This is a genomic window from Planococcus maritimus, from assembly GCF_001687625.2.
Lineage (GTDB): Bacteria > Bacillota > Bacilli > Bacillales_A > Planococcaceae > Planococcus > Planococcus maritimus.
Map to the genome: position 1 here is coordinate 2,760,564 of NZ_CP016538.2, position 23,180 is coordinate 2,783,743.

At 47.6% G+C, this 23,180-nt stretch carries 24 protein-coding genes; 6 read left to right on the forward strand and 18 right to left on the reverse strand.

What is annotated here, in order from left to right:
* Positions 1–20: 20 nt before the first annotated feature.
* From BBI11_RS13670 to BBI11_RS13720, 12 genes are all read right to left on the reverse strand, one after another.
* On the reverse strand, positions 21–2,150 hold the full coding sequence (locus tag BBI11_RS13670; RefSeq protein ID WP_068464572.1) for an ATP-dependent helicase: 2,130 nt from the start codon (positions 2,148–2,150) through the stop codon (positions 21–23).
* Between the two features lie 77 nt (positions 2,151–2,227).
* Complete coding sequence (locus tag BBI11_RS16405; RefSeq protein WP_156889077.1) at positions 2,228–2,401, reverse strand: hypothetical protein; 174 nt, start codon at positions 2,399–2,401, stop codon at positions 2,228–2,230.
* Between the two features lie 15 nt (positions 2,402–2,416).
* The gene (locus tag BBI11_RS13675; RefSeq protein ID WP_068464574.1) at positions 2,417–2,617 is read right to left on the reverse strand and encodes a YwbE family protein; all 201 of its coding nucleotides are present in this window, start codon (positions 2,615–2,617) and stop codon (positions 2,417–2,419) included.
* A 94-nt stretch (positions 2,618–2,711) separates the two neighbouring features.
* Entirely contained in the window at positions 2,712–3,428 is a 717-nt protein-coding gene (locus BBI11_RS13680; RefSeq protein ID WP_068464578.1) for a YflT domain-containing protein, read from the reverse strand.
* A 124-nt stretch (positions 3,429–3,552) separates the two neighbouring features.
* Positions 3,553–5,601 (reverse strand): catalase, encoded by a 2,049-nt coding sequence (locus BBI11_RS13685; RefSeq protein WP_068464580.1) that lies wholly within the window; start codon positions 5,599–5,601, stop codon positions 3,553–3,555.
* A gap of 156 nt (positions 5,602–5,757) precedes the next feature.
* The gene (gene glsA / locus BBI11_RS13690) at positions 5,758–6,729 is read right to left on the reverse strand and encodes a glutaminase A (protein ID WP_068464583.1); all 972 of its coding nucleotides are present in this window, start codon (positions 6,727–6,729) and stop codon (positions 5,758–5,760) included.
* Between the two features lie 113 nt (positions 6,730–6,842).
* The gene (locus BBI11_RS13695; protein WP_068465784.1) at positions 6,843–7,445 is read right to left on the reverse strand and encodes an alpha/beta hydrolase; all 603 of its coding nucleotides are present in this window, start codon (positions 7,443–7,445) and stop codon (positions 6,843–6,845) included.
* 456 nt (positions 7,446–7,901) lie between these two features.
* The gene (gene hslO, locus BBI11_RS13700) at positions 7,902–8,771 is read right to left on the reverse strand and encodes an Hsp33 family molecular chaperone HslO (protein WP_068464586.1); all 870 of its coding nucleotides are present in this window, start codon (positions 8,769–8,771) and stop codon (positions 7,902–7,904) included.
* A gap of 39 nt (positions 8,772–8,810) precedes the next feature.
* Positions 8,811–9,020, reverse strand: coding sequence for a DUF896 domain-containing protein (locus BBI11_RS13705; protein ID WP_171900909.1), 210 nt, complete (start codon positions 9,018–9,020; stop codon positions 8,811–8,813).
* A 145-nt stretch (positions 9,021–9,165) separates the two neighbouring features.
* Positions 9,166–9,612 (reverse strand): GNAT family N-acetyltransferase, encoded by a 447-nt coding sequence (locus tag BBI11_RS13710; protein WP_068464589.1) that lies wholly within the window; start codon positions 9,610–9,612, stop codon positions 9,166–9,168.
* Complete coding sequence (locus BBI11_RS13715) at positions 9,612–10,493, reverse strand: patatin-like phospholipase family protein (protein WP_418312506.1); 882 nt, start codon at positions 10,491–10,493, stop codon at positions 9,612–9,614. Before BBI11_RS13715 ends, BBI11_RS13710 begins: the two co-directional genes overlap by 1 nt.
* Positions 10,494–10,520: 27 nt before the next feature.
* A complete protein-coding gene (locus tag BBI11_RS13720; protein WP_068464592.1) occupies positions 10,521–11,198 on the reverse strand; it encodes an SOS response-associated peptidase in 678 nt (225 codons plus the stop codon).
* 165 nt (positions 11,199–11,363) lie between these two features.
* On the opposite strand from BBI11_RS13720, the gene BBI11_RS13725 reads away from it, so the two are divergent.
* Positions 11,364–11,795 (forward strand): hypothetical protein, encoded by a 432-nt coding sequence (locus tag BBI11_RS13725; RefSeq protein WP_068464595.1) that lies wholly within the window; start codon positions 11,364–11,366, stop codon positions 11,793–11,795.
* Positions 11,796–11,915: 120 nt separating this feature from the next.
* Positions 11,916–13,112, forward strand: coding sequence for an MFS transporter (locus BBI11_RS13730; protein ID WP_068464597.1), 1,197 nt, complete (start codon positions 11,916–11,918; stop codon positions 13,110–13,112).
* Between the two features lie 290 nt (positions 13,113–13,402).
* Here the strand turns inward: BBI11_RS13730 and BBI11_RS13735 are convergent, their stop codons facing one another.
* The 3 genes from BBI11_RS13735 to BBI11_RS13745 all read right to left on the reverse strand — a co-directional run bounded on the left by BBI11_RS13735 (position 13,403) and on the right by BBI11_RS13745 (position 16,009).
* On the reverse strand, positions 13,403–15,046 hold the full coding sequence (locus BBI11_RS13735) for an SLC13 family permease (protein WP_068464599.1): 1,644 nt from the start codon (positions 15,044–15,046) through the stop codon (positions 13,403–13,405).
* A gap of 235 nt (positions 15,047–15,281) precedes the next feature.
* Positions 15,282–15,470, reverse strand: a complete 189-nt coding sequence (locus BBI11_RS13740) for a hypothetical protein (RefSeq protein WP_068464602.1) — start codon at positions 15,468–15,470, stop codon at positions 15,282–15,284.
* A gap of 62 nt (positions 15,471–15,532) precedes the next feature.
* On the reverse strand, positions 15,533–16,009 hold the full coding sequence (locus BBI11_RS13745) for a metal-dependent hydrolase (RefSeq protein ID WP_068464607.1): 477 nt from the start codon (positions 16,007–16,009) through the stop codon (positions 15,533–15,535).
* A gap of 104 nt (positions 16,010–16,113) precedes the next feature.
* Between BBI11_RS13745 and BBI11_RS13750 the strand changes: the two genes are divergently transcribed.
* From BBI11_RS13750 to BBI11_RS13765, 4 genes are all read left to right on the forward strand, one after another.
* The gene (locus tag BBI11_RS13750) at positions 16,114–16,743 is read left to right on the forward strand and encodes a YfbR-like 5'-deoxynucleotidase (protein ID WP_068464611.1); all 630 of its coding nucleotides are present in this window, start codon (positions 16,114–16,116) and stop codon (positions 16,741–16,743) included.
* 102 nt (positions 16,744–16,845) lie between these two features.
* Positions 16,846–18,144: a hemolysin family protein gene (locus BBI11_RS13755; protein WP_083389154.1), complete on the forward strand. Its 1,299-nt coding sequence runs from the start codon at positions 16,846–16,848 to the stop codon at positions 18,142–18,144.
* Between the two features lie 114 nt (positions 18,145–18,258).
* On the forward strand, positions 18,259–18,618 hold the full coding sequence (locus BBI11_RS13760; protein ID WP_068464617.1) for a YolD-like family protein: 360 nt from the start codon (positions 18,259–18,261) through the stop codon (positions 18,616–18,618).
* 109 nt (positions 18,619–18,727) lie between these two features.
* Positions 18,728–19,618 (forward strand): YihY/virulence factor BrkB family protein, encoded by an 891-nt coding sequence (locus BBI11_RS13765; protein WP_068464620.1) that lies wholly within the window; start codon positions 18,728–18,730, stop codon positions 19,616–19,618.
* A 37-nt stretch (positions 19,619–19,655) separates the two neighbouring features.
* Here the strand turns inward: BBI11_RS13765 and BBI11_RS13770 are convergent, their stop codons facing one another.
* From BBI11_RS13770 to dacB, 3 genes are all read right to left on the reverse strand, one after another.
* Positions 19,656–20,627, reverse strand: coding sequence for a dipeptidase (locus tag BBI11_RS13770; protein ID WP_068464622.1), 972 nt, complete (start codon positions 20,625–20,627; stop codon positions 19,656–19,658).
* Positions 20,627–21,349, reverse strand: coding sequence for a gamma-glutamyl-gamma-aminobutyrate hydrolase family protein (locus BBI11_RS13775; RefSeq protein ID WP_068464623.1), 723 nt, complete (start codon positions 21,347–21,349; stop codon positions 20,627–20,629). The genes BBI11_RS13770 and BBI11_RS13775 overlap by 1 nt, the downstream gene beginning before the upstream one ends.
* Positions 21,350–21,459: 110 nt before the next feature.
* Positions 21,460–22,965, reverse strand: coding sequence for a D-alanyl-D-alanine carboxypeptidase/D-alanyl-D-alanine endopeptidase (dacB, locus tag BBI11_RS13780; RefSeq protein ID WP_237150280.1), 1,506 nt, complete (start codon positions 22,963–22,965; stop codon positions 21,460–21,462).
* Between the last annotated feature and the right edge of the window lie 215 nt (positions 22,966–23,180).

The following is a 23,180-nucleotide window of genomic DNA, read 5'->3' on the forward strand; positions in this document are numbered from 1 at the left end:
GCCTCACTTTTCTACCCTTCTTATATCAGTTCCAGCAATTGATATTGCAGGCAAATTTCCAATAGAAATTCTTTATGGGCTTTGGCGAACTGGATGCCAACTTTTTCTTCATCCAACTCTGTGATCTGCCCGTTTCCAAAGACACGGTGACGAATGTTTGCACCTACCTGCAGTTCATCAATAGAACGGACCGCATCTGGATTGTCTGGTACGGCAATTTTCGTTTTCGGAGAACTTGGCGCGGAAGTTTTTGTTGCTTCCGTCTGCTTTGTTTTGGGCAAGGCAATGCGCCGGACTTCTTCTACAAAACGCGATTCCTGGTCATAGCTGAGCAATTCCAGATGGCGTTTCGCACGTGTCATCCCAACATAGAACAAACGCCGGGCTTCTTCTAGTAAAGCCGGGTCATCCGCATCTTCCTCTGTCGGAACAATCCCTTCGACCAAATCGATCAAATACACTCGGTCGAACTCCAATCCTTTTGAGCTGTGCATCGTAGACAAAGTCAGCATATCATCCGTTTTTTCAGTTTTCGCCTGCTTCGTCACTTCTTCTAGCTGTTTCAAACGTTTCGCAAAATCCATCATTGTCGGAAGCGGCTCGGCAATTTGCTCGAGCGTGCTGAGGATCTGCTGTAAATAATCGAGCTTCATGCCGAATTTCTCTGCACGGCTTTTGAGCATTTGATCATAGCCTATATCGCGGCGTATGGCTTTGATTACATTTAACGGCGGCATGTCTTTCAGTGCGTCCACCGTTTTGCGCTGTTCTGCGATAATCCGCAACTGGTAATCCTTCATCGTGACAGCCAAAGTGATTTCCTCAAAAGCATGTTGCTTGCTCGGCTGCATACGACCGAGTTGCTTGAGCTGTGCGGCCGACCAGTAAGCATTGGTTTTCGAAGCGACTTTAGCGTATAAATCGATCCGCTCCGGGCGCAAACTGAAGCGCATAAAATTTAAGATGTCCTGAACAATCCAATGGCTGAAAAAGCGGTTGTCCGCATCTTTCATATAAAACGGGATACCAAGCCGATCCAGTTCATCCATCAATAAGGTCGACGAGGAGTTATTGCGGTATAAAATCGCCACATTGCCATAGTCCTCTAAATCCCCTAACTCTTTCAAGAGATATTTTAGCTGCGCTTCCTGTGAGGCGAGACGGCGAATGACAATCGGTCCGCCCTCTGGCCTGTCAGTGAACATATTTTTATCGTGGCGCAATTTATTCGTTTTGATAAATCGATTCGCCGTACTGACAATCGTGCCGGATGAACGGTAATTGCGCTCCATTTTCATGATATAGGCGTCCGGGTACACTTGCCGGAATTTGAGCAGATAGCTCGGTTCGGCTGCACGCCACGTATAAATGGACTGGTCATCATCTGCCACGACACACAAATTACGGTGTTTCTCAACTAATTTTTCAACGAGGGCATGCTGAACCATTGAGGTGTCCTGGCTTTCGTCTGTCATCACATAATCCCAGCGCTGCTGGTATTTCAACAACAGTTTTCGGTCAGCGCTCAAGGCTTCGAATGCGATAGTCAGCATATCATCGAAATCTACGAGCCTCGGTTCGTGGTTTTCTTTGAAATCTTCGTAAATCGACAAAATATCGATGGCGCCAGGAAAAGGTTCATCAAGTGTTTTCCATTTTCTCTTTTGCACCATTTTGTTTTTCACGAAACTGATAAATGAGACCAATTCCTCGAGTAGATCATCGGTAATCGGCTCATCGTTTTCACGCGCGTATATCTCTCTCAAGAGGCGTTTCTTATTAAGGCGATTGGAATCACTTCCTTCGATCATCACATAATCGTCCGCTGACAAATAATCTCTAGTAATTTGGAAGGCCAAACTGTGGATCGTTGAAAAATCCACCGGGGCTAGACCAGGAAAGAATCGGGCATAGCGTTCGAGCATATCGGTCGCTGATGCTTTACTAAAGGTAATTGCTTTGATGCGTTTTGGCTGGATGGATTTTTCTTCGATTAAATAACCAATGCGCATAATCATAGTGGTTGTTTTGCCAGAGCCCGGACAGGCAAGAAGCAATAACGGTCCTTCTGTTTTGGTAACGGCTTTTTTCTGTATTTTATTCAGCTCGACACCGAGCTCTTGTTTTTTTCGTTCAAAAAAATCGCTCATGATAGACTCCTTTTTTACGTTAGCAATCTCTTTCATAATAGCACAAAAGCAGGCCCTTTTAAGCGGCCTGCTTTTGTTCAGATAAAATTGCGTTCTTGCGGTTTGGCGGGGTCGCCTGTTGGGCGTTTGTCTTTTCTCATAGCCAAATCCTCGTGGATACGTTCTTTTTCATCCTGCTCTTTGCTCGTGCGATTGGCCCCGATTCTTCTCGGGTCAGATGATTGCAGGTCGTCTTGCTTGTGCTGATCCATGCAAATCCCGTCCTTTCACTTGCAGCTAAGAATTTCGCAGACACGGCCAACTTGCCCGTCCTCAAGACGCACTTTAATGCCATGAGGATGCGTCGCTGAATTCGTCAGCAAATCCTTGACAACACCTTGCGTTTTTTTGCCTGTCCGTTGGTCTTTTTTCAAGATTACGTTCACTTCGAGCCCTGGCTTTACATCGCTTCTTTTCTTTCCGTCCATCTTCATCCCTCCAAGCTTGTTTCCATTATAATCGAATTGTGATGCGCATACAAAAAAGCGGAGGAGCCCCTCCGCTTTTGATGCTTGATGCTTATCATTTGTCGCGATCTGTACGGTCTTTGCGATCAAACTCGTCTTCTTTAACTGTACGATTGTGCCCTGTCACGTCATCCGTGAAATTCGTTGTCGCACGATGGTCTGTCGCGTCTGCATTATCAGCCGAACGCTCTTCATTTTCAAGCCCGAAACCAGTGCCGCTGTCGCCGTCGACGCCGGCCGTTTCAGAACCCAAGGAATCACGCTCTGTATTGAATGCAACGTTGTTTTCCTCATTCGTATCGACTGTCAGACCGTCGCGTGCTACAGCTGAGTTATCGACTTTGATACCACTTGTCGTGCTATCGACTGCTTCTGAACTTACGGCACTGCTGGCGTTGCTGTAGCTGTTGTTATCAGACGCTGCATCTCCTTCATAGTTCGCACCAAATTCATGGTCGACGAACAGCAGAATTTTGCCGTTTTGAACGTCATTGTAATAACGATCCGCTTCTGATTGATCTACACCCATATTCGAGAAGGCTTCACGCGTTGGTTCGTTGCCGGATAGGAAGCCCATGAATTTATCCATCCAATTGCCTTCGGACGATTTATAATCCACATCTGTACGCCCACGAACCATAGAAATTTGGTCTTCGTTGCGCGCCATGACATACATGTCTTCCTCACGTGAGCCTTGCGCTTTCATGTCTTCGATCTTCTTCAGTACTTCCGTTTCTGTGTCGAATGTAGCCATGAATTTATCGTTAGCCATATCAAATTCCTCCATTTTCCAAGAGGTCTTTTCATTTCGAAATGTCGAAATTACCCCTCAGGTGTATTATCAAAGCTTTTCAGTTTGGACTATCGCAAAACTTTGCTTTCCCGCCAATTTATGATTACACTTCACGATTCCAATGGCGGTGTGCCGCAATGGCCTCAACAAAATCGTCTGCAAAAGCTGTCATGGAATCTCCTGTGATAACCCCTGGCTCTCCAGTGTAACCATTGGCATCCAACCATTTCTTGCCTTCATGCGTAGCGCCAATTGGCTTGAAGTGATTAAAGGCTTCCGTAACGTAATAGGCGGCATTGCGCGCAAATTTTTTGCTGATTTCCGGGCCACCGACAGCGTAAATAGCATCAAATAACACCGGATCTGCCGTTGTGAAGGTATGGTCAATCATGACTTGCTTGCCATTTCCGACTTCGAGTTTCCCTTGCTTCTCACTGATGATTTCGTATTGCAGCCCTTTTGATTCCAATTGATCCAATACTTCCATAACTTCCTTGGAATTGAAATCAGGCGATACGATAACGCCTACTTTACGCGTTTTGGCCGTTTTGATGGTATTTTCCTGGCTTAACGCCGGCGATTTTTTACTTGTATCCGTATTGCCGGTTTGAGGCGCTTTGACCCCGATATTTTCTGCAATTTCCTGTGCAAGTTTTAAGTTGACATTGGCGTACATGTCTACGACTTGCTGGCGGATGTCGATGCTGTCGCATTTACCTAGCTCGAAGCTGAATGCTGCAATAATGTGCTGTTGCTCTGCGTCGCTCATGCTGTTCCAGAACATGGTTGCTTGTGAGAAGTGATCTTTAAAGCTGTCGCTGCGCTTACGCACTTTGCGCCCTTCCACTTTCTCCTGGTAATGGGCATAGCCGCCGTCCTCTTCACTGACAGGTGCTGGTGTATGGTTAGTGAATGAACTCTTCTGGTACGCAACTTTCCCTTTATTGATCGTCTGGCGGCCGTATCCATCGCGCTGGTTGTTATGGAACGGACAAGCGGGACGATTAATTGGAAGCTCATGGAAATTTGGCCCGCCAAGGCGAATCAATTGCGTATCGGTATAGGAGAACAAGCGCCCTTGGAGCAATGGATCGTTTGAGAAATCGATTCCTGGCACTACATGTCCTGGGTGGAATGCCACTTGCTCTGTTTCCGCAAACACGTTATCGACGTTGCGGTTCAAGGTCATCTTGCCGACGATGTGGATTGGAATTTCTTCCTGCGGCCACATTTTCGTTGCATCCAACAGATCGAAATCAAATTTATGCTCATCTTCTTCTGCAACAATCTGGACGCCTAGTTCATATTCTGGATAGTCTCCGTTTTCGATCGATTCATGCAGATCGGCGCGATGGAAATCCGGGTTTTTTCCGTTTATCTTCTGCGCTTCGTCCCATACGAGGGAATGAACGCCGAGCGTTGATTTCCAAGTGAATTTCACAAAATGTGATTTCCCTTCCGCATTTACGAAACGGAAGGCATGGACGCCGAACCCATCCATTGTCCGCAAGCTTCTCGGAATGGCGCGATCAGACATCGTCCACATGACCATATGTGCCGATTCCTGATTATTGGCGACAAAATCCCAAAATGTATCGTGGGCTGTCGCCGCTTGAGGAATTTCATTATGTGGCTCTGGCTTGATGGCATGCACCAAATCCGGGAACTTAATAGCATCTTGGATGAAAAATACCGGGATATTATTTCCGACTAGGTCATAATTTCCTTCCTCGGTATAAAATTTAGTTGAAAATCCGCGCGCATCACGGACGGTCTCTGCTGAACCACGCGATCCGGCAACTGTAGAAAAGCGCACGAAGACTGGCGTTTTCTTGCCCTTTTTCGACAGGAATTTCGCTTTCGTCAAATGTTCCAACGATTCATACGCTTCAAATTCACCATGTGCTGCAAATCCACGTGCATGGACCACACGTTCTGGAATGCGCTCATGGTCGAAATGAGTCATTTTTTCGCGGAAATGAAAGTCTTCCATTAAAGTCGGCCCGCGTTCACCCGCTTTTAAGGAAAACTCATCCTCTGATAATTTCAAGCCTTGATTCGTCGTCAAATCCTTGCCGCTATCGTCTGAACGAAACTGCTCTAATTGTTCGTTCTTGCTGTTTTCATCGACTTTCTTCGAATCTTTTGCCATTTTTCCACTCCTCGTTTCTTTATGTATTGCCTTAGTCTTTCTGTACCCCCTCTCCTAGACTAAAAACAATAAAATGGAAAAAATTAAAACCTTGCGAAAAAGACCTTGCAGTGAAAGAGATTCACTGCAAGGTCTTGTCCGATTTTATTCTGTTTATCAAAAAATGCTTAAATCCCACTCTTTTGAAATTTGGCGAAGCATCATTGTGCCGGCAGCGCTATTGCCTTGCACGTCGATTGCCGGCCCGTAAACGCCAATGCCCGCCCCTGCGCGGAATTCATAAGTTTGCGAGTGGAGCTTTGGCGGAACAGCGGCCATGATACCGCCTGAAACACCACTTTTCGCTGGAATGCCGACATGCGCCGCAAAATTGCCGGATGAATTGTACATGCCGCAAGTGACCATCAATACTTTCGTTACTTGCGCGATTTCTTCCGAGAAATGTTTGACTTTAGTGATTGGGTTATAGCCATCGTAAGCGAGGATCAAGCCAAGCAGCGCCAGGTCCTTCACAGAAATCTTGATCGCGCATTGGCTAATGTAGATGTCGAGCGCTTCTTCCACTTCAAGCTCAAGGAAATTCGCTTCTTTTAAGTAATACGCGAGTGCCCGGTTACGGTGTGATGTCGCCCATTCGGAATCGTAAACTTCCTTGTCGATTTCAATGGGATGGCCGAGCAGTTCTTCTAAGAATCCTTTTAAAAACTCAAATTTCTTTTGCCCGTTCCGGCCAGGTAGCAGCGAGGAAATCGTAATGGCTCCTGCGTTGATAAATGGATTGAACGGCTTGTTCGGCCGGTGAATTTCAAAGGGTACGATCGAATTGAACGCTTCGCCCGTCGGCTCGACATCCACCCGCTCTAAGACGAAGTCCAATCCATAATGACAGCTGAGTGCAACGAATGTCAGCGCCTTGGATATACTTTGCAATGTGAACTCTTTGTCTGTATCTCCTGCACAATAATAATGGCCATCTTCGTCGATCATGCAAATCCCAAGTTTACCTGGGTCCACTTTCCCTAAGGCCGGTATGTACTGGGCTGTGGTGCCCAGAACGGCATGCCCTCTGTTTTCTTTCACCCAAGCTTCAAGCTGCTCGGTGATGCGCGGATTATTTTGCACCGTCATCCCTCCTCCAGTTCGTTTTTATTAATCATGACCGAAGCAGGACATGATTGTCAAAGCATGCGGAAAAGAAATCGTGCCGAAAGAAAAGCTCCCCCATAACGGAGGAGCTTTGTTCACCCTTTTTCATACCAAGCTTTGGCGGCAACCAATTCATCCATCGTCAGCTGATGTCCATTGTGTTCCCAATGCAGTTCAACTGCGGCTCCCGCTTTGCTCAGTAGTTTTTCGAGATCTTCCGATTCCACCTTCGGACAAATCGGGTCGTTCGTTCCTGCGGCGATAAAGACACGGGTTTCTTCAAGATTCGGCAATACCTTATCGCGGTCCGGCACCATCGGATGATGCAAGATGGCCGCTTTCAATGAATCTTCATATGAAAACAATAGGTTCGCGGCAATGTTCGCCCCGTTCGAATAACCGAGCGCAATAACATTGGTCCGGTCGAAGCCGTATTCTTCAGCTGCCTGGCCAATAAATGCATGCAGCTCCTCGGTACGTTCGCGCAAATCTTCCATATCAAATACGCCCTCAGACAAGCGCTTGAAAAAACGCGGCATGCCATTTTCTGATACATTCCCACGGACACTTAATACGCCAGCTTCCGGATCGATATGCCCCGCTGCTGGCAGCAAATCCGTTTCTGTGCCCCCAGTTCCGTGCAGTAAAAGAAACGTCGGCTTGGATGCGTCCGCTGGTGGATTGTAAATATGTTTCATCATGAAAACAACCTCCCTAGTTAATTATCTTTAATTCGAGATAATAAAATCATACCATATCCCACATACGCTTCCAAGTTAAAAAGCCTGAGGAGAACCTCAGGCTTTTTGCAGACTGTCACGAAAGTTAAGAAGTCGTATTTTTCGAAGCTTATCGCTCGCTTTCCGTGGGCTCGCGCCCAAGCCTCCTCAGCCGCTTTGCGTCTTGCGGGGTCTCGGTCGTCTCGCTGATCCACAGGAAAGATAAGGTCGACCTACGGGAGACCTTATCTTTGCGAAAGTAATGCGCAGCATTATTGAGCAGAAGGGGTTACGAGCGAACGCTTCTTCAAATACTTAGAATCGTCTTTGATTATTGAATGTTGAAAAAAGTGGTCTCTTTCGTATTTGATAACAAACTTTAGACTTTTTCAACCCTCTCAAAGAGCCCGAGGAGAACCTCAGGCTTTTGTGAACTTAGGAGAGCATTTCCTGTAATTGGCCTTTCGAGAAAACGTAAGTCTCATTGCAGAAATGGCATTGTGCTTCTGCTTGCCCTTCTGTTTCAATGATGTCTTCGATTTCTGCCGGCCCTAGCCCTTGAATCGCGTTATGGATACGCTCGCGGGAACATTGGCATTGGAAATTCACCGGCATTTTATCAAGTGCTTTGACATTTTCTTTCCCCAATACTTCATCCAGAATATCCTCAGGCGTCAAACCGGCACGCACCATATTGGAAATGGTCGGAATTTCGGTGAGGCGCTGTTCGAGCTGGTTGATCACTTTTTCGTCTGTACCTGGCATCAATTGGATTAAAAACCCGCCCGAAGCCAAGATGGTATTGTCTGGATTGACGATGACGCCGACACCTACGGAAGACGGTGTCTGTTCGGATGTTACGATATAGTGCGTGAAATCATCGCCCAATTCGCCGGAGACGATAGGCACTTGGCCAACGTAAGGATGCTGCAACCCGATATCTTTAGAGACAGTCAGTGTCCCTTCTGTCCCGACTGCCCGGCGGACATCAAGTTTGCCTTGTTCGTTCAGATCGAAATGGGTTTGTGGATTGGACACATACCCGCGCACTTCGCCTTTTGCGTTAGCGTCGACCAAGATCGTGCCAAGCGGGCCGCCTCCGTTGATTTTAATGGTCAGTTTTTCTTCACCTTTCAGCATCGCGCCAAGCATGACGCTCGCTGTCATCGAACGGCCGAGTGCCGCGGATGCGGTCGGCCAGGTGTAATGGCGTCGTTGCGCCTCATTTACTGTTTCGGTCGTGCGCGCAGCAAAGGCACGGATTTGGCCGTCATACGCCAAAGCTTTCACTAAATAATCGTTCATTTATGTTCTTCCTCTCTCGAATCGTTTAAGTTTCTTCTCTTATTTCAAGTCTTTGATTTTGCTTGGCGTAACATCGGCACCAAGCGGATCAATGACCGTTACATTCGTTACTGTCGACTCGACTTGGCCACGGATTTCCTGGAGATACTCGCGGCGCAGTACTTGCTGCTCTCGGATTTCCTCATAGCTCAGTCCGTAATCGCGTTCTTTATGCGCCAGTTCATTAATGCGCGGCAAGATTTTGATCATCTGAATCGCACTCCTTTCTGTGCGGACAGGGACATATCCACTTCCTTCATTTTATATTATCTCGAATTAAAAATAAATAAATGTGCCTGCAACTTATCCATCATCAAAAAAGCCTGCTGCCCTGAAAATTCTGGGCGGCAGGCTGTTATCTGACCAGACGGAATTGAGTGCACGTCACGCCTGGTGCAACCTCAAAGATTTCTTCTTCCCGAAAACCGAACGATTCATACAGTTTTCGGGCCGGCACATTCGCGCTTCCGGTGCTGACGATAAATTCCATTTCCTTATGTTGCTCGAGAAGATGGCCGACCAAACTTCGGGCAATGCCTTGCCGAAACTGAAGCGGGTCCACTACAAGCCTATAAATATCAATGACATTGCCTTCTTTTTTATAGGAAATAAACCCTTTCAAATATGTTTCCTGATACCCGAGAAAAGTCTCTTCGCTTTGCTGGATTTCTTCAATCGTTTCGGAGAGATGGGGAATGTCATGGAACCCCATCAGTTCTGCTTCTATCCGGTAAGCTGGCCGCTGGATCGACTGGATGTCGCGTGCGTTTTTTTCGTTTGTCTGATCTATTTGAGCAATCATCACAAACTCCTTTCTGCATTGACTATCTGTTGTGCTTGAATGAACTTTCGAATCCGCGGCACCATCAACTCTGCATCCCGGTAACCCTGGACATATAAAGCTGCAAGCCGCTCCTGATCTCGCTCGATGCCACGCAGCTTATGCAAATTGCGCGGCCGGATAATCATCGCCTGTTCCTGCGCTTCAAGCGCCTCTATGTGCGCCAATGATTCATTGTAAACACGCTGCCGTTCTTCCAAAGCCCGTGCAAGCCCTGGATACTGGCGGGCGAAAGCAGGGGCCAGGCGCATAAGGGGTGTCTGGCGCTTCCTATAATGCCGCTCCCTTGTCATTATAACAATCGGCTTGGTCACGCCATCTGACAAAGCTTGCTTGATCGGCAGCGGATCGGCGAGGCTTCCGTCCATCAAAAAGCGTCCACCGAATTCCACGGGGCGTGCCATGAACGGCAACGAACTGGATGCCCGAACCACTGCAAGCAGTTCGTCAGGAGGCAAGGGCTTACGATAGTAGATGGCTTCCCCCGTCATGCAATCAGTGGTCCCGACGACAAATTCTTCCGCCGCTTTATCGAATCTTTCATAATCAAATGGCACGAGCCGATTCGGAATGTCATCGAAAATCAAATTCATGCCGAACAATTCTCGGTTTTTCAGCAAATTTTTCATGGAAATATAATCGGGGTGTGTGACGTAATCAATCATCACTGTGCGGTTCCTGCCGCTTTGCCGCGACAGGTAGGAGACGGCATTGCACGCGCCGGCTGAGACCCCAATAACATACTCCATAAATAAGTTCTCTTCCATAAGCTTCTGCAGTACACCCGCTGTGTAGACGCCTCGCATGCCGCCGCCTTCCAAAATCAACCCGCTTTTCATCATGACCCTCCCCTTCTCTTGAAAGTGCGATCATCCGATTTTCCGAATCAATTCCTGTCCATTATTTTTTGGCGAATTGACTGCGCCTGATACCTCGTACGCTTCCAACTCCTCCTCTTGGTAAGGTTTAATGAGTTCGTTCAATAGCTCAGGATCTTGAATGTTCGGATCGAGCCAAACCTTCTCGTCCCCCTTCGACAAAATCACCGGCATCCGGTCATGGATCCCCGCCATCAACGCATTCGGCTGCGTTGTTAAAATCGTACAACTATGAACCACTTCCCCGTCCGGTGCTTCCCACGACTCCCAAAGCCCCGCAAACGCAAACAATTCGTCACTCTCCAAATGGATGAGCATCGGCGTTTTGCCGCCCTCCGCTTTTTTCCATTCGTAAAATGCCGTTGCTGGGATCAAACAGCGCTTTTTCTTAAAAGCCGTTCGGAAACTTGGCTTTTCTGCCGCTGTCTCTGCTCGGGCGTTGATCATCTTGTAGCCGATTTTCTGATCTTTTGCCCAAGATGGGATAAGTCCCCAACGGAATGTCCCCAGCCGATTCTGCTTGCCGTCATTGATGACTGCAGCAATCTGCTGGGAAGGGGCCACATTGTAATTTTTTTCGTAAAGATCTTGCGCGAGGGCAGCTTCTTCTATATCAAAACGCTCAAGCAGCGCCTCGTAATCTGCATATAATGCAAACCTTCCGCACACAGAAATTCCCCCCTTGCGTATAAGTGAATTGGTTTATTTTAAATATAACAGATTTTTCAAAATACTTCAGCAATCCATTGCTCTCCTCTTTAGTCGTGCCTCTTCAGCGTTCAAGCGAAAAGAATGTTATAATAGAAAGACTATAAGGAAATGAGGAGGAATTGCATGGCTACTGCGCGCGAAATGAATTTGGTCAATAAGGATCTTTTGGTTGAGGAATTGGGCCTCAAGCAATTCGGCAACTCGAATGTTTTTTACAATGAGGACTTTTTTGTCCTTTCTCCGTCTGTTCAACGCTATGAAAAAGGCTTTGACGTAAGTGAATACAATCTCTCAAAATATGACCCAGAAAAGCATCAAGGGTTTGTTATCGTCCGCTATATGGATACGTTCTTAATGGCTAAACTTGAAAGTTTCACTGACAAGATGATGCCGCCTGAACTGCAATTGAAGAAAAAGAACGTGAAGCCGCATTGGAAGTTTACGGTTGTCGAAAACCCGGCCTATCATCTCGTGAATACCCAAAATAAGGAATTGCGCTATCGCCTGCAAGAACCTTCCCGTAAACAAATCCTCGCGTATTTCAATAAGCTATAAGGTTTAGCCCGCATTTTTCTTGCGGGCTTTTTTTTTCGCCTTTTTCCACTGGGTATATTTGGTTCATGAGTGGTAGAATAAACCACATTAGCCTTTATGAAACGGAAGTGATTGGCGCCTATGGAAAAACGCAAATACACGGTACGCGACCGCAATTTCTGGAAAATCATCGCCAGCTTGTTGCTGGCTTCATTGTTTATTTTCGCCAATATATATGCCGTTCAGCCTTTGCTGCCGGTATTTGTCGCCGATTTCGGGATATCGGTTTCCACTTCCAGCCTGTCTTTGTCGCTGACTATCGTCGGGTTGATTGTTGGCCTGATCGTTCTCGGGTTTTTTTCAGACCGCAACGGCCGGCGTTCCTATATCATCTGGTCGCTGGCCGGTTCTGCCATCCCATTTTTCATCTTGCCGTTTGTCGAATCCTTTAGCATTTTTCTCCTGCTGCGCTTGATTCAGGGCTTCGCACTGGCAGGAGTTCCTGCCGCTGCACTCGCTTATATCAGTGAAGAGATCGACCGTAAGAATATTGCTTATGCTACTGCTTTATACATATCGAGCAATGCTCTTGGCGGCATGCTCGGACGCGTCCTGACCGGATTTTTGACCGATGCGCTTTCCTGGCAGCTGACATTTTTGGGATTTGGCGCAACTGGCTTTGCTTTATTTATTGCTGTGTTTTTGCTACTGCCGCCCTCTCATCATTTTGAACCGAGCGAACTGAGCTTTTCAAAAGACATCGAAGGCTTTCTGTTCCATTTAAAAAACCCGTCATTGCTCGTGGTATTCGGGCTTGGGGCCATTCTCCAAATCGCCTTTACCGGAGTCTGGACGTATTTACCGTTCCATCTTGAAAAACCGCCCTTCTCCATGTCGCTGCAGGCGATTTCTTATCTATTCTTCGCTTATGGCATCGGGGTCATCGGTTCGCCGCTTGCTGGCCGCGTCGCCGAAGTGTTCGGCTTACGGCGTGTCCGCATCATCGGCGTGTTCATTTTTTCGGCTGGTATCTTAATGACACTCTCCCCAGTGCTATGGATGGTAGCCGTGGGTTTATGTGTGGCATGTCTCGGTTTTTTCACCGCCCACTCGCTGACTGCCGCTTCTGTCGGCCAGCAAGCTACGCACCATAAAGGCAGCGCCTCCAGCCTTTATCTTGTGTCTTACTATATTGGCGTCGCTGCCGGAAGTTCGTTGCTCAGCCCGATTTGGACTCGTTTCGGATGGAATACATTGATCTTGCTATGCGCCATCATGCCGGCCTGCTATGTATTGCTCGTCTCTTGGTACAGAAAAAGAGCCGCCTCAGTTATGTGAGGCGGCTCTTTGCAGAGAGTTGAAGAAGTCTATGGTTCGCTCTCAACTATCAAAAAAAGTGTCTTTTTCTGTTTTCAACAGTCAATAACCTCTCTAAGTATTTGTAGAAGCGTTCGCTCGACTCCGGTGGATCAGCGAGACGACCGAGACCCCGCAAGACGCGAAGCGGCTGAGGAGGCTTGGGCGCGAGCCCACGGAAAGCGAGCGGTAAGCTTCGGAAAATACGGCTTCTTAACTTTCTCGACAACCCGAAAAGAGCCGCCCCAGTTGTCTGAGGCGGCTCTTTGCTTTTATTCAAGAAATTTTGCCGGCGTGCTCAATAAGTCGATACCCCAGACAAGCGGCAGGAAGTAATAGACAGCAAGGCCAACAAAAACAATCCCGAAGATGTTCAAAATAAACCCGGCTCTCGCCATATCAATAATTTTTAAATAGCCCGAGCCGAAAACAACTGCATTCGGCGGTGTTGCGACCGGCAACATAAAGGCGCAGGATGCTGTGACAGCAGCTGTCACCATAAGCGCATACGGGTGGATGCCGAGTGCTACCGCCAGCGAAGCCATAATCGGGAACATCATCGATGCTGTAGCGGTATTCGAAGTGATTTCTGTCAAAAACAAAACAAACGCCGCCACAACAAGGACGATGATCAGCACATGGATGCCTTGCAGGCCGATCAATTGGCCGCCCACCCATTCAGAAAGACCAGATTGAGTAAAGCCTGCGGCAATCGCCAAACCGCCGCCAAAGAGCAGTAAGATGCCCCATGGCAATTTGACGGCCGTCGACCAGTCCAACAAATGATCGCCTTGACGATTTTTTGACGGAATCGCGAATAATATCAAGGCAGCGATCAATCCAACCATGGCGTCGTTCAGGCCCGGTAAAAATTCCACTAGTAAGAACGAACGGGTAATCCATGAAAAAGCTGCTAATAGGAAAATCGCGAAAACGATTTTTTCTTCGTAGGAAGCCTTGCCCAACGCCGTCTTCTGTTCTTTGATGACGGCGCTGCCACCCGGCAATTCCTTCAACTTCAATGGAAAGGCAATCTTGATCAAATAAAACCAAGCCACAAAAATAAAGATCCAGGCGAGCGGTACACCGAACAGCATCCATTCAGCAAACGTGATTTCGATGCCGTAAATTTCATTGACCGCACCGGCAAGCAAGGTATTCGGCGGCGTCCCAATCAAAGTCGCAATTCCGCCAAGAGACGCGGAATAGGCGATGCCGAGCATGAGCGCTTTCCCGAAACTGAAATTCTCCCGGGAAGTGTCCATGGAATCATCGTGCTTCAGCGCTTCCGACACTTGATAAATAATCGCCAGGCCGATCGGCACCATCATCATGGCTGTGGCCGTATTGGAAATCCACATCGACAAGAATCCGGTTGCCACCATAAATCCGAGTATGATCCGTTCGGTATTCGTGCCGATTAGGGAAATGATGGTCAAAGCGATACGTTTATGCAAATTCCATTTTTCCATCGTCAAGGCAATCATAAATCCGCCCATAAACAGGAAAATCGTATCATTCCCATAAGCGGACGTGGTCGCCCCCACATCCAAGCCTTCGGTTAAAGGAAACAACACAATCGGCAAAAGCGACGTCGCAGGAATCGGAATCGCTTCGGTGATCCACCACGTCGCGATCCAAATAGTGCTGGCAAGTACCGCTTTGGCATCCGGCGTCAAGCCTTCCGGGTTTACGAACAGCAAAGTTAAAGCAAACAGCAAAGGACCGAGAATCAGCCCAATCAGCTGCGGCTTGTTGTAGCTTTTCTTTTTGAAACGTTCATCGTATGTACCTGCATCTTCTGCACGATCCGGGTCATCCCCTTGAGGAACCGAACCAGGCTTAGCGAAAAACCGCATCATATCCTTTACTTGGTCGTGCTTTTCCCACATCCAGCCCCACGTTGTCGAAAACATACTATCCCTCCATTTTACAGCAATGAATTTCTTGATTATTCCATTTCTCCCAGTGTATCCGTTTTCATTTTGCAGAACAAGCGCTGTCGGACAAACTGATTCAAAAGCAGTCCTAGTTTTTTTACAAATGACCTTATTTCGAGTTGTTTCGTTCCAGCTACGGGGTCTTGCTAAAGTTTACGCAATAAAAGGAAGCTGCCTGTGATCCCCGCAGCTTCCTTTTCAATGAAATTTGTTATTTTTCTTCCGACTCGTCGATTGGATTCCGCTCGTCACCGACCCCGGTATCGCTGTGGCCGCTTTGCTTTCTCAGTTTCTCGCCATCTTCCTGCGATTCACGGTCGATTCCTTCAAACTCTTCACGTTTCCTGCGGTTCGTCTCTCTTGGCGGATTAGCGTCTTTGGAAAATTCGTCTCTAGGCATGATGTTTCCTCCTCTTGAGCTATTTTCCTCTCCTATTCCCTAAGAGAACTGCTTAAAACGTCTCAAGAAAAGGTGAACAGACTATACCCGAAATAAACGGACAATAGCGACAAAGCCGCAAATACGACATATTCCGTAAAGCTCCCCGTGGATGTTGTCAGCGGCAAGCGCACCGTCATGCGTAATGGAAACAAAAGTTTGATACCTCGTTTGGTCGCCATATCCAGCAGCAAATGGCTGACCATCCCAACAATGATTCCTGTCGCCAGTGCTTCATTCAACCCAACGGCTTCAAACAGCGCCATTGTCAAAAACAAAAAAACAAGGCTATGTGTAAACGTCCGGTGGCCAAAAAGAGCGCTGATGATTTTCGATAAAAATGGCAATGCCCTGCCGATCGTGCTCGAACCATGGCAAATGTCCGGGATCAATGCACCGGCCACGCCGCCAATCAATAGAATAGCCGGTTCGTAAGGGGATATTTGCGCAAATGCCAGACTTGCTGCGATGCCGCCCGTGATGTGTGTTTTTCCTGTCATAGCTGTTTGTGCTCCTTTATCAATAAAATGGCTCATTGATTTCTATTATAACGTTTTTCGGGTATGCTGAAGACAAGGAAATCAGCAAAAAGGAGTCGTTTTTCATGGGAATTCACCGTTTTTTTACCTCATTAAATGATTTGGAGCGAATCAATCGTGCACCAGGACGCTTTAAATTCGAAGAGCATAATGTTGCTGCGCATTCTTGGAAAGTCAGCCAGTATGCCATGTTCTTCGCCACTATCGAAGAACGCGAAGGCCATCCTGTTGATTGGAAATCGCTTTACGAGCGGACCATCAACCACGATTTTGCGGAAGTCTTCATTGGCGACATCAAAACCCCTGTGAAATACGCTTCACCAGAACTAAAGGAAATCCTCGCAAAAGTCGAGGAAGGCATGATGGAGAAATTTATCCTGAAAGAAATTCCGGAAGAATTCCAGGAAGTGTTTTTTGACCGCATGAAAGAAGGCAAAGACGAATCGCTTGAAGGCCGTCTATTGGAATTCGCCGATAAGCTCGACCAATTCTACGAAGCTTTCGCTGAATTGAAGCGCGGCAATACCGATAAGGAATTTCTGAAAATGTACCGGATTGCGCTCAGCAAACTTCTCGACCTTCCGCTTACAGCAAGCGTCGACTATTTCCGTAACGTCATCCTCGATGACATCATGACGGAAGACACAGCTATCGACATTCGTAAAATCACCAAGCGCGTACTCGAAGCCCATTAATGAGTTTTTTGGGCAGAGTTCGCTGACTTGTGATAAATTAGAAGAAACTATCTCGGAGGTGAATCCCTTATTTAAGGGAATTTATTGGACCCCATACTTTTATTGAATTTAGCTCTTCTCGTTTTACTCATTGCATTAACCGCATTTTTCGTCGGTGCCGAATTTGCCGTCGTCAAAGTCCGCATGTCACGCATCGAACAATTGATCGAAGAAGGCAATAAACAAGCCGTCACGGTCAAAAAAGTCGTCAGCGACCTGGACTATTATTTGTCCGCCTGCCAGCTCGGCATTACAGTGACCGCCCTTGGCCTTGGTTGGCTCGGGGAACCGACAGTCGAGCGCCTTCTTCATCCGCTGTTCGACTGGTTCGGTGTTCCTTCAGCCGTGTCGACGATCGTCTCGTTTGCCTTTGCTTTTGCACTGGTGACATTCTTACACGTCGTTATCGGGGAATTGGCCCCGAAATCGCTGGCTCTGCAATTCGCGGAACGCATGACCTTATCGCTGGCCCCTGCGCTTTATATTTTCGGCAAAATCATGTATCCGTTCATCTTTGTATTGAATGGCTCTGCCCGCTTGTTGCTCCGCATGTTCGGAGTCGAACCCGCAGGTGAACAGCAAGCCCATTCAGAAGAAGAACTGAAAATCATCATGGCACAGAGTTTCCAGAGCGGCGAGATCAACCAGACGGAACTGTCCTATATGCAGAACATCTTTGCCTTTGATGAGCGCAGCGCCAAGGATGTCATGATCCCGCGTACGCAAATGGTCGCTTTTCCAGACGATTTATCTACGGATGAATTGCTCGCGGAACTACGGGAGCATCGCTTTACGCGCTACCCGATTGCACGCGATGGCGACAAAGACGATTTGGTTGGCTTTATCAATGCCAAAGAAGTGTTGACCCATTATGCGATTAACCAAGATGTTCAAATGACGCAACTTATCCATGACCTGCCGTATTTTCACGAGACCACGCCTTTGCAGATGGCACTCGTAAAAATGCAGAAAGACCGTACCCACATCGCATTAGTCATCGACGAATATGGCGGCACGTCTGGGTTAATCACGATGGAAGATATCCTCGAAGAAATTGTCGGGGAAATCCGTGATGAGTTCGATGAAGAAGAAGAAGCTGAAATCGTAAGAGAAAGCGACACTCGCTATGTAGTAAATGGCCGTGTCCTGTTGAAGGATTTAGAAGAGCGGTTCAGCTTGAAATTTGCAGACAGCGACGAAATCGACACCATTGCCGGTTGGATGCAGCATCAGCTTATTGAAGCCGAAGCTGGGGATGTATTCGAAAAAGGCGGCTACCAATGGGAAATTGTCGCCATGGAAAACCACCACATCCTAAAAATCGCTTTCGAGAAAATCGAAGAATCGGAAATCGACGCATAAAAGGGCTGCCCACGGGCTGCTCTTTTTTTTTGGAAAAATAAGCAATTGACCGTTAGCCTTTCTTTCTATACGATAAGAACAAATGTTCTTATTCTTAAGAAAGGAGTGGTTGAGATGAAAAAGAATCAGCATTTGACCGTTAAAGGGAATGTAATGGACAGAGGGCAATTAAAATGGGGGGCGCTGATGCTGCCGGAGCATGTCCGCATGCTGCGGGAATGGCGGGACGATGAACCTGCTAAGCATAAGCCTCATCTCGATGAAGAAGAACTCGGTTTGCTGCAGGAAGAAATCGGCCTTGCTCACCAGCGGCAATGCCTGGCAGAACTGCGCTATTGGAGCGATGGGCTCGCTACCCTATCAGGCGTCGTTGTTTCGATCGACCTGTTTAGCCGAACTGTACAAGTTTTGACCGCAACTGAAGCTGTCCGGATTGGATTTGACGACCTTCTTGGCATTCGTCTCATCGATTGAAGCGATCTGCAGGGCTGCAAAATGGATATTTTTCTTTTTTAAGGTTAATGCCTGGCCGTACAGGGCATATACATAATAACTTTACAAAAGAAAATGGAGGTACGAAGTTATGAGCAAAGTGACGTCTTACGCCAAAGAACTTGGTCAAGAATTTAAAAAAGATCACGCGACGACACTTGCGGCAGCCCAAGCTTATTATTATCTACTAGCAATTGTCCCCTTATTGATTTTACTGCTGGCCATTCTGCCATATTTGCAGATTGACCCGCAGCGGGCTGTCGATTTTATCGGCACTATCCTTCCAGGCGAAGTCGCCAATACATTTGAAGACACCATTGTCAGTGTGATCACGACACCATCTGGTGGCCTATTGACTTTCGGTATTCTCGGTACGCTTTGGTCTGCATCAAACGCAATGACCGCTTTCATGGAAGCGACCAACCAAGCCTACGATGTAGAAGAAACCCGTTCTTTCTTCGTGAAAAAAGGATTGGCGATCATCTTGACGCTGTTCATGCTGATTGCGGTTATCGTTGCACTCGTTCTACCCATCTTTGGCGGTACAATCATCAATGTCATCAGTGAGTTCCTGAGCCTGCCTGAGCAGACGGAAATCATTTTCCAAGTTCTTCGTTGGGTCATCTCCATTGTTGTCATGAGCTTGGTGCTGGCGATGCTTTATAAATTCGCGCCAAACAAGAACTTCCCGTTCAAGGAAGTCATCATCGGCGCCGTTATCGCTACTGTTTTGTGGCAACTGGTATCCATTGGCTTTTCGTTCTATGTATCGAATTTCGGAAGCTATTCGGCCACATACGGCAGCCTCGGCGGATTAATCATCTTGATGTTGTGGTTCTTCCTAACAGGCTTGATCTTGGTCGTCGGAGCTGAAATCAATGCGATTTTGCATCGTCATCGGCATGCCAAGAGCGATTCGGAAGAAAGCAAATTGCAAACCGCTGAATCCGGTAATACAGAATCCTCAATGAACAAATATTAAGGCCAAAAGCCATCCGCTTGAATTAGCGGATGGCTTTTTACGTCTTGCTATAGGTTGTCCCCATACCAGGACGATGCGCAAGGAAATTTCGGAATGCGAATCCTTCCACTTGTGCTTCCGAATAACGTTTTTGCAAGGCCTCGATTAAATTTGGATAAGCCGATGCGTCTTCAAGTTTCGCGACATGAGCGGAAATGCCATCAAAATCGGAGCCCAAGCCGATGTGGCGTTCTCCACCGAGCCCACAAAGATGATCGATATGGCGCAGTAAATCCTCGATCGTCGCCTGCTGGCTTGCGGGATTGATGAATTCCGGACAGAACACGACATCAATCAATCCATTACGTAAAAACATGGCTTCGATTTGCTCATCATCCAGATTCCGGGGATGGTCGCATAATTTCCGTGCATTAGAATGACTGGCTATTGGGTAATCGGCCAGTTCCATCACTTCCCAAAATGCTGCACGCGACAAATGGGACACATCCGTGAAAACTTGGTGTTCGTTGTTCAACTCCACCACTTGCTTGCCAAGCATCGTCAATCCTCCACCTCTAGGCTCCCCGACACCGTCGGCACAAAGGTTGGCAAAATTCCACGTCAACCCAAGCGATAGGACGCCGAGCCTGTAAAGATGGCGCAGCTTCATAAGGTCATTCCCAAAAGCATCTGCTCCTTCAAGCGTAAGCACAGCTCCGATCTCATCCGGGCCCAGCGTGTCGATGTCTTCCCAATTGCGAATGTGTTTCACGAGCGGCTGCCCAATCACTTCGCTGTAAAACACATCGACTTGCTCCAAACAATGCTGCCATTTTTCATTGTCCGGCAGTTCCGGGTGTACGAAGACTGCGAAAAACTGCACTTTGACGCCACCTTGCTGCAAGCGCAGGAAATTGGTGTCGAGTTCTGCCCCGTCGAGAAAGCGTAACGCTTTTCCTTGAAACAATTCATTGCGCTTTGCCACTTGAAGCTTCAATAGGGCATCGCAATGTGTATCGATGATATGCACTACTCATCCCCTTCTTCCGTACAAGCACGCACAAAACCTTCAAAAATGCGCAGAGATGCTGTGTCTCCTGCACGCGCCATATTTTCTGGATGCCATTGCAACCCAAGTGCGAAACCATGCGCTTTGCTTTCAATTGCTTCTATGACTCCATCACTCGCGATTCCGGACACAAGATAATGATCTGGTACGTGGCGGTTCGATTGATGGTGGCGGCTATTGACCTTGAGCTTCAGAGAATCCGTTAGCCGGTGCAATAACGAACCGGCCTTAACCTCGACGAAATGAGAGCCGTGCTCTCTTGGTGCCCGCTGCTGGTGTTGCAGCAAGTTACCAGACAGTTGAGATGGCGTATCCTGATACATATCTCCGCCCGCTGCGATATTCAAAATTTGCGCGCCTCGGCAAATCGCCAACACCGGCTTGTTTTTTGCCAATACTTTTTCCAGCAACTCCAGTTCAAATCGGTCGCGTGATGGGATGATGGCGCCAAGACCTGGATGCGGTTCTTCACCGAATAAAGTCGGGTCAATATCCCAGCCGCCCGCCAGGAACAAGCCATCGATGTGCTCGGCGAGTTCTTCCAGTTCTTCCTGCCCTTCAATATACGGCAACATGATCGGCAAGCCACCCGCACGCACAACAGCCTCTGTATCCGCAAGCTCTACATTATACTCGTCTTTCCCTAATTCTTTCGATGCGGTAATGCCGATAATCGGTCTCATGCCTTCACTCCTAAATTATTCGAATTCTCAATACATTCACCATACAGAAGTTGTTGCTGGATGAACAGAGTCATTTCATTCTCGCTATCAAAATGGCGAAAGCTTACCCATTACTCGGCCCGGTATCCAGCAATCGCTTCAGCAATCGCATTTTCCACAGGCGTTACATTGGTGAGATCGTTGTTTAGGATGATGGCAAAGATCAGCCGTTCTCCGTCTCGTGTCGTTGCATATCCTGCAAGAGATGAGACCGAGGACAAGCTTCCCGTTTTCGCCTGGACACTGCCTTCTGCCGCGGTCCCTTTCATGCGGTAGCGCAACGTCCCGCCGACCAGTCGTTCCGAAGCCCCTGCGATCGGCAAAGAGTCGAGAAAAGTAGCAAACCAGGGTGCGTCCTGTGCTCCTGCCAATAGCTGTGAAATCTCATTCGCTGGAATTAAATTGACATGAGACATGCCGGATGCGTCACGCAGATGAATCGTGCTTGTATCGACCCCCAGCTTTTCAGCCGTTGCCTCCATCACTGCAAGTCCTGACTCCCAGCTACCATCTCCGTTCACCACACGGCCCATTTGTTTCGCTAACGCTTCGCCGTGACCGTTATTGCTGAGTTTCATAAAGGGAATTGATAGTTCTGTAAGTGTCATCGATTGATGTTCCAATAGCATATCGCTGCCTTCAGGGGTGATGCCCATTTTTGTTTCGGAATTGCCGATCAGCTCGATGCCTTCATTGCCCAGCGTTTTTTCGAACAGGCTGAGTGCATAGCCGGATGGTTCGTCGACAGCTATCCACTCACGGGTCCGTGTCCCCTGTTCTGGGATATTGCCTTCGACGATGATTTCATTTGTGCCGTGATCTCGAGTGATGCGAAGCGTTTTCGGTTCCCCGGCAGCTACCGTTTGGGCTTTATTGGTGATGGTCATGTAGTCTGTTTCCGGAGTTAAGCTGACCTTTACCGCCGCTCCTGCTGCTATGCCAGCATTCGCTTCTACAATGATCGATCCCGCGTCGTAATCAGTGTTCGGCGAAGCAGTCAACGCGGATACTTGTGCTCCGACATAATATACTTCGTTTTTCCAGGTCATGTCTTCTGATAAGCGCTCATCGTCAAACCAGCTATCGTCACCGATCAAATCGCCTTTTACCTTATGTATACCTTGTGCTTTCAGTTCTTTCGCAAAGCGTTCAAAATCTTCCTCAAGCAATGTGGGGTCGCCTTTGCCTTTCAAGTAAAGATTGCCTTGCAGCATTTTGCCCTTCAGTTTTCCATCTGTATGGATTTCTGTCGAAAATCGGTGATCTTCTCCTAAAGTTTCAAGTGCTGCTGCCAAAGTAAACAGCTTCATATTAGAAGCTGGCTTCAAGCGGATGTCGCCGAAATGATCGTAGATTCGTTCTCCGCTGTCCGCTTTTCGGATGCTGACGCCAGCCAGCGCACCCTCCAAACTTTCATCTTGGAGAATGTCGTTCACTTGTGCTGTCAATCCTGCATAATCCCCGTCTGCCCCTGCCATCTTTACATCACTCCCCATTTTCAATGGCGATGCCGCCAAAGCCCCTGCTACTAGGAACAACCCTGCTGTTCTCCATCGGTTCCGTTTCATCTTCACCATGTCGTCTTCCCCTCCACTTGTTTTACAAAAATGTACCACAAAGGAAGTATGAATTTTCTGATAGAAAGATAATCAGAACTAATGACTTACTACTATTTTATATTACTAGTAAAAAAATCCAAATCAAATCTTCATTTTTCTTCAAATTCTTTCTCTTCACGTTCTTTCCGCCTAGCCAAACGAAAAAACCGCACTGGCAAATTGCCAGTGCGGTT